4 protein-coding genes are annotated in these 12,092 nt (G+C 74.3%); all 4 read left to right on the top strand.

Translation table 11 applies throughout. The annotated features are described in order from the left end of the window. Window position 1 precedes the first annotated feature (1 nt). The 4 genes from ACZ7M2_RS06455 to ACZ7M2_RS06440 all read left to right on the top strand — a co-directional run bounded on the left by ACZ7M2_RS06455 (window position 2) and on the right by ACZ7M2_RS06440 (window position 12,087). Window positions 2-1,702 carry an AMP-binding protein gene (locus ACZ7M2_RS06455; RefSeq protein WP_471594362.1) on the top strand — a complete coding sequence of 567 codons (1,701 nt, stop codon included), beginning with the start codon at window positions 2-4 and terminating at the stop codon, window positions 1,700-1,702. A 209-nt stretch (window positions 1,703-1,911) separates the two neighbouring features. Further along, on the top strand, window positions 1,912-3,234 hold the full coding sequence (locus ACZ7M2_RS06450) for an MFS transporter (protein WP_471594361.1): 1,323 nt from the start codon (window positions 1,912-1,914) through the stop codon (window positions 3,232-3,234). Continuing rightward, window positions 3,188-6,388 carry a type I polyketide synthase gene (locus tag ACZ7M2_RS06445; protein ID WP_471594360.1) on the top strand — a complete coding sequence of 1,067 codons (3,201 nt, stop codon included), beginning with the start codon at window positions 3,188-3,190 and terminating at the stop codon, window positions 6,386-6,388. The genes ACZ7M2_RS06450 and ACZ7M2_RS06445 overlap by 47 nt, the downstream gene beginning before the upstream one ends. Then, window positions 6,385-12,087 carry a MupA/Atu3671 family FMN-dependent luciferase-like monooxygenase gene (locus ACZ7M2_RS06440; RefSeq protein ID WP_471594359.1) on the top strand — a complete coding sequence of 1,901 codons (5,703 nt, stop codon included), beginning with the start codon at window positions 6,385-6,387 and terminating at the stop codon, window positions 12,085-12,087. The genes ACZ7M2_RS06445 and ACZ7M2_RS06440 overlap by 4 nt, the downstream gene beginning before the upstream one ends. Window positions 12,088-12,092: the final 5 nt, after the last annotated feature.

Below are 12,092 nucleotides of genomic sequence, written 5' to 3'. Positions count from 1 at the left end.
CATGGGGTCCATGAGGCGTACCGTCGCGGAACTCGTACAGGAACGGTGGGGCGACCACCGGCCGGGACTGTGGTTCGAGGGGCGGGTGCTGAGCCACCACCGGGTGGCGGCGGGCGCGGCGGCGCGGGCGGCGCTCCTCGCCGACCTGCTGCCGCCCGGCGCCGCGCCGCACGTCGGGGCGCTGCTCGACAACACCCCCGAATATCCACTGTGGTTGAGCGCGGCGGCCCTCTCCGGTGCCGCCGTGGCCGGGATCAACCCGACCCGGCGCGGCCCCGAACTGGCCCGCGACATCCTGCACACCGAGTGCCGTGTCCTGGTCACCGAGCGGACCCATCTGCCCCTCCTCGACGGCCTCGAACTGCCTGGCGTACGCGTCCTGGTCACCGACACCGAGGCGTACGGGGAACTCCTCGCGCCGTACGAGGGCGCGAAGCCGGACGCGGCGCCCTCCGTGTCGCCGGACGCCCGCCTCCTCCTCTACTTCACCTCCGGCTCGACCGGCGCCCCCAAGGCGGCGATCTGCACCCAGGGCCGGCTGGCCGCCGCCGGGCGCTCGCTGGTCGACCAGTTCGGGGTGCGCCCGGACGACACGCACTACATCTGCATGCCGATGTTCCACGGCAACGCGGTGATCGCCGACTGGGCGCCCGCCCTGGCCGCGGGCGCGGGGATCGCGCTGAGGCGGCGCTTCTCGGCGTCGGGGTTCCTCACGGACGTACGGGCCTGCGGGGCGACGTACTTCACCTATGTGGGCCGCGCGGTGCAGTACCTGCTGGCCACGCCCGCCCGCGGCGACGACCGCGACAACCCGCTGCGGATGGGCTTCGGGACGGAGGCCGGGGCCGTGGACGCGGCCGCCTTCGAGGAGCGCTTCGGGGTGCGGCTGGTGGAGGGGTACGGCTCGTCCGAGGGCGGCGCCGCCATCCAGTGGACGCCCGGCGCCCCGGCGGGCGCGATCGGGCGGGCGGCACCCCGCGACGACCTCGCGGTGGTCGACCCGGAGACAGGAGCCGAGTGTCCGCCCGCCGTCTTCGCCGAGGACGGGAGGCTTCTCAACGGCGACGAGGCGATAGGGGAGTTGGTGAACCGCGGGCCCAACCCCTTCGAGGGGTACTGGCGCAACCCGGCCGCGGACGCCGACCGCCGCCGATGGGCGTCCCCCCGCCCGAGCGAAGCCGAGAGCGGCGGAGGCTGGTACTGGACCGGCGACCTCTTCTACCGCGACGCCGACGGCTTCCTCTACTTCGCCGGGCGGACGGACGACCGGCTGCGTGTCGACAGCGAGAACCTCGCCGCCGCGATGATCGAGAACATCCTCGCCCGTCACGAGGACGCCGCCGCCGTGGCGGTGTACGCGGTCCCCGACCCGGTGGCGGGGGACCAGGTGATGGCGGCGATCGCGCCGCGCGAGGGGGCGGGCTTCGATCCGTCGGCCTTCGCGGAGTTCCTCCTCGCCCAGCCCGACCTGGGGACCAAGATGGCACCCCGTTTCGTCCGGATCGTGACGCGGATGCCGGTCACCGCCACCAACAAGATCCACCGGGTGGGGCTGCGCCGCGAGGGCTTCCGCTGCGCCGACCCGGTGTGGTGGCGGCCACCGGGGGAGTCGGCGTACCGCAGACTGCGCGCGCCGGACATCGAGGGGCTGCTGGCCGAGTACCGGGCGCGCGGACGCGAGAAGTTGCTGCCGACCGGGTAGGTTCCGGGCGTGCTTCCCGCGCGGGCGCTCGCCGGCCGGAACTTTCGGCGGTCCGGCGGACGTCCCGTCTCAGGGAGTCCCGGGCAAGAGGAATCCTCTCCGCCCCACAGGGGGAGGATGCCCCCGGACACCTGTGTCGCCCGCGCCGAGGAAAGAGGGAACATGCGTCACCTGATCCGGGTCGTGAACATCGCCGATGCCGCACCGCCATGCGGCGGACGGGGGCGGGCGGCGGTCCGGGGACGGCGCGTGGCGCGGCACCGGTGACGGCCGAGGGGCGCTACCGCGTCCTGGTCGCCGGCTACTCCGTCTCCTCGTACGGCACCTTCCTCAACATGGTGGCGCTCAACCTGTTCGTCTACGCCACCACCCACAGCGCGCTCGCCATCGGACTGTTCATGGCGGTGCGGCTGGGCGCGGGGTTCCTGGCGGGGACGGTCGCGGGGCGCGTACAGGCGCGGTTCGGGGTCAAGCCGGTCATGCTGTGGGCCAATATCGCCCAAGCCGTTGTCATGTTCCTGCTGGTAGTGACGCCGGACGGGGGACTGCGGACCGGCGTGCTGTTCACGGTGTCCGCGGCCGTCGGGGCGTGCAGCACCGTGTTCATGGTCGCGCTGCGCAGCTCCATCCCCGACCTGGTCGGCGCGGACCGGCGCGCCTGGGCCAACTCGCTGATGGTGGGCGGCCGTTCGCTGGCGATGGTCGCCGGGTTCGCCTCGTCCGGTGTGGTGGTGCCCTGGCTCGGCTTCACCGCCGCGTTCCTGGTGGACGCGGCGAGCTTCCTGGTGTGCGCGGCGGCGGTCGCGTGGCTGCCGGGCATCGAACGCGCCCCCGAGCCCCCGCGGGCGCCCGACGAGCCTCGCGAGAAGCACGGCGTGTGGGCGGCGATGACGGCGCTGGCCACCGTGCCCGCCCTCGGCCTCATGATGTGTCTGCGCACCGTCGACGCCCTCGGCTCCTCCTCGCACAACGCGGCCCTGCCCGTCTACTCCAGCACGCTCCACCCGGACGACCCGGCCGCGTTCGTCAGCCGCTTCTGGCTGTTCTGGGCGCTGGGCAACGTCCTGGCGCAACAGGTCATCCAACGCTGGGCCAAACGCTCCGGACGGGCCGTCGGCGCGCTCGGCTTCGGTCTGGGCACCATCGTCATGTCCTCCGCGTTCATCCTCGGCTTCGCCGGGTTCCCGATGGCGGCGACCGTGCTGATCGCCCTCGTCGCGGGCGCCGCGGACGGGCTCACCGAGGTGTCGTACACCTCGCATCTGCAGACCCTGCCGGAGACCCTGCGCGGCCACGCCTTCGGGCTCACGGCGACGGTCGAGAACCTCGGCTTCGGGATCGGCATGATCGGTGTGTCGGCGGCCCTCGAATCGTTCTCCGCGTTCACCGTCGTGGCCTGGTCGCACGGCCTCGCCCTCGTGGTCGCGGGGATCTACCTGCTCCGGTTGTACGCGGTCCACGGCGCCGGCAAGGAGGGGACGAGCGGTGCGTACGGCAGTCGTCGGGATGGCGCTGAGGTTTCCGGGAGCTGACACCCCCGACGCGTACTGGCGGGACATCCGGGCGGGTGTGACGCACGTACGGCGGTTCACCGACGCCGAGCTGGCGGCGGCCGGGTTCGCCTCCGAGGAGTACGGCGCGCCCGACTTCGTGGCCGCGAGCGCCCCGCTGCCCGGCATCGACGGCTTCGACGCGGCCTTCTTCGGGATGAGCGCCCGCGAGGCCACGGTCACCGATCCGCAGCAACGGCTCTTCCTGGAGTGCGCCCACCACGCCTTGGAGGACGCGGGGTACGCACAGCCGCGCGCCGGAGTGCGGATCGGGGTGTGCGGGAGCACCGGCTACCGGCTCTACTCGCTGCACAGCTATCTCGCCAACAACCTGCGGGAGGAGGCGGGTTCGGGGGACTGGCAGCGGCAGAAGCAGGCGCAGGTCGGTACCTACCCCGATTTCGCGGCCCCTCGGGCGGCCCACCGCCTCGGACTGACGGGCCCGGCCCTGAACGTGGCCACGGCCTGCTCGTCGTCCCTGGTGTCCGTCCATCTCGCCTGCCAGGCCCTGCACTTCGGCGACGCGGACCTCATGGTCGTCGCCTCGGCCGCCCTGCACGTCCCCCAGGTCACCGGGCACCGGCACGTACGCGGCTCGACGATCTCGCGCTCCGGGACCGTGCGCGCCTTCGACGCCGACGCGGACGGCACCGTCGGCGGCAACGGCGTCGCCGCCGTCGTCCTCAAGCCGCTGGAGAAGGCGCTCGCCGACGGCGACACCGTGTACGCGGTGATCGCCGGGTCCGCCGTCACCAACGACGGCGCCGACCGCCCCGGGTTCGCCGCGCCGGGCTCCACCGGCCAGCGCGACGCGGTGCTCGGCGCGCTGCGCGCGGCCGGGGTGCCCGCCGACTCCCTCGGCTACCTGGAGGCGCACGGCACCGGCACGCTCAAGGGCGACCCGATCGAGTTCGCCGCCCTCACCGAGGCGTTCCGGCTGCACACCGACCGCACCGGGTTCTGCGCGCTGGGCTCCACGAAGCCGGCGATCGGCCACCTGGACAGCGCGGCCGGGCTGGCCGGGCTGATCAAGGCGGTGCTGGTGCTGCGCCACGGGGAGATACCGCCGCTGGTCCATCACACCCGCCCCAACCCGGCCCTGGACGTGACCGGGAGCCCCTTCGTCCTGCCGACCAGCGCGCTGCCCTGGCCCGCCGGGGAGGGCCGTCCGCGCCGGGCCGGGGTGCACTCCATCGGGATGGGCGGGACGAACGCCCACGTGATCCTGGAGGAAGCGCCGACCCCGGCCCCCTGCCCGCCGGACCGCGGGCAGGCCCCCGCACTGCTGCCGCTGTCCGGCCACACCCCCGAGGCGCTCCTCGCCTCCGCACGGGCCTTCCGCGACCACCTCACCGAACATCCCGGGACCGACCCCGCCGACCTGCTCCTCACCACCGCGCTCGGGCGACGGCACCTGGAGCACCGACTGGTGGTGACCGCCGCGGCCGGCCACACGACGACGGCGCTGGACGCCTTCGTACGGGGCGAGGCGGGGGCGTACGCGAACGGCGTCGCCGGGGCGGAGGCGGGCACGGGACCGGTGTTCCTCTTCACCGGCCAGGGCAGCGGGTACGACGGGATGGGCGCGGCGCTCGCCGAGCGGTTCCCGGTGGTGGCCCGCACCTTGGAGGAGTGCGCGCGGATCCACCGGGACGAGACGGGGGAGGAGGGATTCCTCGACCGGTTGCTGGGCGGCGCCGACGGTGGTCCTGCGGAGGCGGCGCGGGCCCAGGACCCGGAAGGAGCGCGGGTCTGGGACACCGCCTTCGCACAGCCCGCGCTCTTCGCCCTGCAAGTCGCGCAGGCACGGCTGTGGCGGCGGTTCGGCGTCGAACCGGTCGCGGTGGCCGGACACAGCGCCGGGGAGTACGCGGCCCTGTGCGTGGCCGGAGCGCTGACGCTGGAGGACGGACTGCGGCTGGTCTGCAGGCGGGGGCGGCTGATGCGCGACGGCACCCCGGCCGGGGCCATGCTCGCGGTGTTCGCCGCCGAGGACGTCGTACGGGGGCTGGTCACCGAGATCGACGGCCTCGAACTCGCCGTCGTCAACGGGCCCGGGCAGTACGTCGTGGGCGGACCGCCCGAGGCGGTGGCCGCCGCCCGCGCCCGGCTCGCGGAACGCGGCACGCCCGCGGAGCCCCTGCCGGTGGACCGCGCGTTCCACACCGCCCTGCTCGACCCCGTCCTGGCCGACTTCCGGGACGCCTGCGGAAAGGTACGACTGCGGCCCACCAGGACCGAGTTCGTGAGCGGTCCGGACGGGGTCCGGCACCCGGTGGGCTGGCTGCCGGACGCCGACCACCTCGTACGGGGGACCCGACGGCCGGTGGACTTCGCCGCCGTACTGCGCACGCTGGAGCGGACACCCGGGCGGCCGGTCCATCTGGAGATCGGCCCCGACGCGCCCCTCACCTTGCTCGTCCGGCGCGCCCGGCCGGACATCGCCGCCGTCCCCACCCAGCGCCGCGGCGACCGTGGCCTCGGCACCCTCTGGGCGGCCGTGGCCCGGCTGCACTGCGCGGGCCACCGGCTCGACTGGCTGGCCCTGCTCGACGGCAGCGGAGGCCGCCGGATCCCGCTGCCGCCGTACCCCTTCCAGCACCGGTCGTACTGGACAGGACCGCCGCCCACCCCCTTGGCCGACGACCGCAGGACGGAGGACGGCATGACCGAACAGGCCGTACTGGCACGGGTGCTGGCGCTCAGCGCCCGTCATCTCGGATACGCGCCGGAGGAGATCACCGCGGAGCGGACGTTCGTCGGGCTCGGCGCGGACTCGCTCCAACTCATAGGAATGGTGCGACAGCTGGAAGCCGAGTTCGGGGTGAAGATCGGAATGCGGGAGATCCTGGAGGAGGCGGGGACTCCACGGCTCGCGGCCCGGTTGATAGCGGAGCGGACGGAGCGGACGGAGCGGACCGGCCGGGGGACGGTCTCTGACGCTGCGGGCGTCACCCCGGACGACGAGCCCGTGCATGTCACCCCGGACGAGGAACCCGTCTACGCCACCCGTGCCGAGGTCGAGGAACTCGCCCGTCAGATACGCCAACTCGCCGAGACCCAGACCAGGATGCTCGGTCAGCTCTCCGAGGCCGTGGCCCTGCTCGCCGAGGGCCGCAAGGAGGTCGGGGGATGACCACGGTAGGGACCAGCCCCGAATCGCGGGCGAGCGCCGAGGCCGTCGCCCGAACCGTCGCCGTCTCCGGACGACTCGACGAACTCCTGACGGCGGCCCGCCACCGCCCCGAGCCGCCCGCCGGGCAACCTGCCGAGCCGCCGGCCGGGCAACTTGCCGAGCTGCCGGCCGGGCAACCCGTCGAGCCGCCTGCCGGGCACCCCGTCGAGCCGCCCGCCGGGCCACCCCTCCACCACGGCCCCCACGTCACCCTCCCCCCTGACTCCGGCATGACCGGCACCGGTGCGAGTGAGGCTCAGCGGGCCCATGCCGACGACCTGGTCCGCCGCTTCACCGAGCGCACCCGCGCGTCGAAGGAGCTGGCCCAGCGGCACCGGACGGTGCTGGCGGACAGCCGGGCCGTGGTCGGCTTCCGGCGGGTGACGAAGGAGATGCAGTACCCGATCGCGGCCCGCTCGGCGCACGGGGCCCGGCTGACGGACATCGACGGCAACGACTACACCGACATCACCATGGGCTTCGGCGCGCTGCTGCTCGGCCACGAGCCCGCCCCGGTGACGGAGGCCGTCCGCCGACACCTCGCCGGCGGACTGCGCCTCGGTCCGCGCTCCGAGGACACGGGCGTGGCCGCCGATCTGCTCGCGGAACTCACCGGCATGGAGCGGGTGGCGTTCGCGAACTCCGGCACCGAGGCCAACTCCGCCGCCCTGCGGCTCGCCCGCGCGGCCACCGGACGCGACCGCGTGGTCATGTTCCGCGGCTCCTACCACGGCCACATCGACTCGGTCCTCGGCCGCCCGGGCCCCGACGGCCGCCACGCCGTCCCCGTCTCGCGCGGCATCCCCGCGAGCGCGGTGTCCGAACTCCTCGTCCTCGAATACGGCAGCCAGGAGAGCCTGGAGGTCATCGACGAACTCGGCGACACGATCGCCGCGGTCCTCGTCGAACCGGTCCAGTGCCGCGACCCCGCCCTGCGTCCCGTCGCCTTCCTGCGCGCGCTGCGGGAGCTGACCGCCCGGCGCGCCATCGTCCTCCTCTTCGACGAGATGCTCACCGGCCTGCGCCCCCACCCCCGCGGCGCCCAGCACCACTACGGCGTCGTCCCCGACCTGGCCACCTACGGCAAGGCCCTCGGCAGCGGTCACCCCATCGGCGCGATCGCGGGCCGCGCCGACCTCATGGACGGCATCGACGGCGGCTTCTGGCGGTACGGGGACGACAGCCGCCCGACGCGCGACACGACCTTCTTCGGCGGTACGTACATCCAGCACCCCCTGTCGATGGCCGCCGCCCGCGCGGTCCTCACCCACCTCAAGGAGCGGGGCCCGGAGCTCCAGCGGACGCTGAACGCCCGCACCGACGCGCTCGCCGCCGACCTCGACGACTTCTTCCGCGCCGAGGAATTCCCCCTGGAAACCGCCCACTTCGGGTCCATGTTCCGCTTCACCCACCGCGCCGACATGGAACTGCTCTACCACCACCTCCTCCTGCGCGGGATCTACGTCTGGGAGTGGCGCTCCTTCTACCTCTCCACCGCGCACACCGACACCGACGTCGAACGGATCACGGACGCGGTGAAGGACTCGCTGCGGGAGCTGCGCGCGGGCGGCTACTTCCCGGCCACGGCCCGCCACGGCCGACGTCACGGTCACGGCGACGCCTCCGAGCGGCCCGCCCCCGACTTCGGCGTCTACTTCTTCGGCGACCACCCCGACGGCGAGGACAGCGTGGGGGCCTACGAACGGCTGATCGAGACCGCACGCTTCGCCGACACCCACGACTTCAGCACGCTCTGGCTCCCCGAACGCCACTTCCACTCCTTCGGCGGCCTCTTCCCCAACCCGTCCGTGCTGGCCGCCGCGCTCGCCCGCGAGACCCGCCGCATCCGTCTGCACGCGGGCTCGGTCGTCCTCCCGCTGCACGACCCCGTGCGGATCGCCGAGGAGTGGGCGGTGGCCGACAACCTCTCCGGCGGCCGGGTCGGCATCGGCTGCGCGAGCGGCTGGCACGCGAGCGACTTCGCCCTGCACCCCGACCGCTTCACCGACCGCACCGAGATCGCCTTCCAGCACCTGGAGGACGTACGGCGGTTGTGGCGCGGCGAGAGCGTCGCGCGCCGTACCGGCGAAGGGCACCCCATCGACGTACGCCTGCATCCGCGACCCGTGCAGGAGCTGCCGCCGATGTATCTGGCGACATCCGGGCGGCGTGCCTCGTACGAGGAGGCGGCCCGCCGCGACCTCGGCGTCGTCACCAACCTCATGAACCAGACGGTCGAACAGCTCGCGGCGAACATCCGCCACTACCGCCGGCTGCGCGCCGAGACCGGCCTCGACCCCGACGCGGGCCGCGTCACCGTCCTGCTCCACACCCACCTGGCCGAGGACCACGCCGCCGCCCGGGCCGCCGCGCGCGAGCCGATGAGCCGCTATCTGCGTTCCTCCCTCCAGATGCGTTCCGCCGCGAGCGCCCTCGGCGGCCGACCCGAGGACGTGGCCGACGCGAGCGAGGCCGACCTCGCCTACCTCTTCGACCGCGCCTACGACCGCTACTGCGACCAACGGGCCCTCATCGGCTCGCCGGACACCTGCGCGGCCACCGTCGACGCGCTGCGGGCCGCGGGGGTCGACGAGATCGCCGCCCTGGTCGACTTCGGGCTGCCGCCTGAGGAGATGAGGGCGGGCCTGGAGCAGCTGGACGTCCTGCGCCGTCGCTACCACGAGCCCCCGACGGAGCCGAAGAGGCCGAAGACGCCGAAGAGGCCCGAGGAACGGCGGGCTCCCGCGACCCCGGCTCAGCGCCGCCTCTGGCTCGCCGCCACGCTGCTCGCCAACCCGGCCGCGTACAACGAGATCCAGGGCGTACGGCTGCGGGGTCGGCTGGACGCCGGGGCCCTGCGGACCGCCGTGGACGGCCTCGTCCGCCGCCACGACGGGCTGCGGACCGCGTTCGTGGCCGGGGGAGACGGGGTCTTCCAGGTCGTACGGGAGGACCGGGACCGGCCATGCCCGGCCCTGATCGTCGACGACGTCCGGGGCCGGGACGCCGACGAGGTGATCCGCGCCGCCCTGCGGGAGGAGAGCGCCCGCGCGTACGACCTCGCGTCGGGGGCGCTGTTCACGCCCCGGCTGCTGCGGCTCGCCGAGGACGACCACGCGCTGATCCTCGGCATGCACCACCTCGTCACCGACGGCCACTCCGCGGCGCTGGTCGCCGCCGACCTCGGGGAGTTCTACCGGGCGGCGCTGGAAGGACGCGCGCCCCGCTTCGAGCGGGCCGCCGGGAGCACACTCGACACGATCGCGGTGACCGGGGAAGCGGACGACCTGGACTGGTGGCGCGCCCACCTCGGGGACGGGCCGGGCGCGCCCGTACTGCCCACGGACCGGCCGCGCACCCGCACCGTCGCCGGACGCGGCGGGGCCGTGGGGCTGCGGCTCGGCCCGGAGCGGGCGGGGCGGCTGCGGGAGTGGAGCGGGCGGCAGGGGGTCACCCTGTTCGCGACGCTGCTCACCGCCTGGCGGATCGTGCTGCGCCAGTACGCCGGACAGGACGACTTCGTCATCGGGTCCACCTTCGGCCGCCGCACCCCCGAGACGCGGGACACCGTCGGCTTCCACGTGTCCCTGCTGCCGCTGCGCGGGACCCTGACCGACGGCACGGCACTCACCGACGCCGTACGCGCCACCCGGGACACGCTCTTCGCCGCCGACGCCCGCCAACACGTCGACCTGGACGCCCTGTCGGCGGCCCGCCACCCCGACCCGGGCAACCCGCGCCCCCTCGTCACGGTCTCCGCCGACCTCGACACCGCGCCCCTGACCGCCCTCGCCCTGCCGGGCCTGCGTGCCACCCCCCTCGACGGCGGCACCGAGTCCGCGCCCCTCGAACTCGCCCTCATGGCGACCCGGCTCCCCGACGAGGACCTCGGCCTGCGCCTCCGCTACGACGCCGACCTGTTCGACGAGGCGACGGCACGGGGGTGCCTGGACCGTCTGGAGAGCGTGCTGGCCGGCATGACGGCGGGCGCCGCGGAGACGGTCGGCGACCTGACACCGGGCTCCGTCACCCCGGGCGTCCCCGACGGCGCCCACCGGCTCCGTACCCTCTGGCAGCACACCCTCGGCCCGGTCGGTGATCTCACCCCGGACGCCAACTTCTTCGAACTCGGGGGGAATTCGATCGGCGCGATCAGACTGGTGAACCGGGTCCGGGACAGCTTCGGCGTGGAATACCCCTTGGCGGACTTCTTCGCCGACGCCACGCTGGGGGCGATGACCGCCCGGCTCGCGCCACCCCGGGGCGTGACCGTGGTGGACACGGCGCCCGTCAGCGACCAGCAGGCCCGCATGATCGCGGGCGTCCTGAGCATGCCCCGCCCCGAGGTGTGGAACATCCCGACCCGGATCCGCTTCACCGGCCCCCTGGACGTAGCCGCGCTGCGCACCGCGGTGGCCGGGCTGCTCGACCGGCACCACGGACTGCGGTGCCGCTTCGCACCCGGAGACGGGCAGCCGGTCCCGTCGCAGGGAAAGGACGACGGGACCGGCTGGCGCCAGGAGGTTCTCGACGTGCCGCCCCCGGCGCTTCCCGTCGAGGACCTCACCGGCATCCCCGCCGAGTCCGAACGGCTCGCGCGCGCCGAGGAGTTGTGCCGGGAAGCCGCCGCGACGCCCATCACGCTGACCGACCCCGCGCTGCCCGTGCTGCGGCTGCTGCGCGTCGCGCCCGACCGGTGGACGCTGATGTTCGTCGTGCACCACATCTGCGTCGACGGCTGGTCCCTCTCCCTCCTCCTGAGCGAGCTCGCCGCGCTCTACACGGCCGCCGCCGCGGGCCGCCCGCACGGTCTGCCCGAACCGGCCGCGCAGTGCACGGACTACGCCCGCTGGCAGCGCGAGCACGCCGACCCCGCCGAGGAGGCCCGCAGGACGGCGTACTGGACCCGGTATCTGAAGGGGATCCCGGCCGCGGTCGAGATCCCCGGCGACCGGGCCCGGCCCGCCGTACCGAGCGGACACGGCGACACCTTGCGCGGCACCGCCCCCGGTCAACTGCGCAGGGCCGTCGAGGAGTTGGCCGCGGCCCGGCACACCACGCCCTTCGGGGTCGCGGCCACGGCGCTCGGCGTGCTGGTGGCCCGCCGGTCCGGGGTGCGGGACATCGCGATGGGTACGCCGTACGCCCACCGCGAGCGCAGCGCGTTCGAGTCGATGGTCGCGCTGACGTCCACCGGCGTGGTCGTCCGGGTGACGCCCGACCCGGACGAGACGCGCGGCGCCCTCGTGGAGCGCACCGGCGCCGGCGCCCTGGAGGCGACGGCCCACGTCCTGCCGACCGCGCGGATCGTGCGCGCCCTGCGCGAGAGCGGCGCCCGCGCGGTGCCCGAGCGCTTCCCGCTGACCATCGCCTTCCAGAACTCCCTGGACACGGACATCGAGATCCCCGGACTCGACGTCGAGGTCGACGACCTCGCCCCGCCCGTGTCCCGCGGTGACCTCTCCTTCGGTCTCGCCCCGCGCCGCGACCCGGCCAAGGGCTACCGCACCTTCCTGGAGTACTCCGCCGATCTGTGGGACCCCGCCACGGCTCAGGAGCTGCTCGACGACTGGCAGGCCGTCCTCGCCGAACTGTGCACTCGGCCGGACGCGCCCGTCGCTTCACTCCTCAACCCTCTCCAGCCCCTCCGAAAGGCGTGAGCGCC

This window comes from Streptomyces sp. NPDC111507 (assembly GCF_055638955.1).
Note: the sequence above shows the minus strand (reverse complement) of the source record. Positions and strands in the feature narration are given on the sequence as shown.

What these genes read in the sequence shown, in the direction of transcription:
- ACZ7M2_RS06450 (WP_471594361.1), top strand. Translation starts at nt 1,912, where the DNA reads ATGCGGCGGACGGGGGCGGGCGGCGGTCCGGGGACGGCGCGTGGCGCG.
- ACZ7M2_RS06440 (WP_471594359.1), top strand. Translation starts at nt 6,385, where the DNA reads ATGACCACGGTAGGGACCAGCCCCGAATCGCGGGCGAGCGCCGAGGCC.
- ACZ7M2_RS06455 (WP_471594362.1), top strand. Translation starts at nt 2, where the DNA reads ATGGGGTCCATGAGGCGTACCGTCGCGGAACTCGTACAGGAACGGTGG.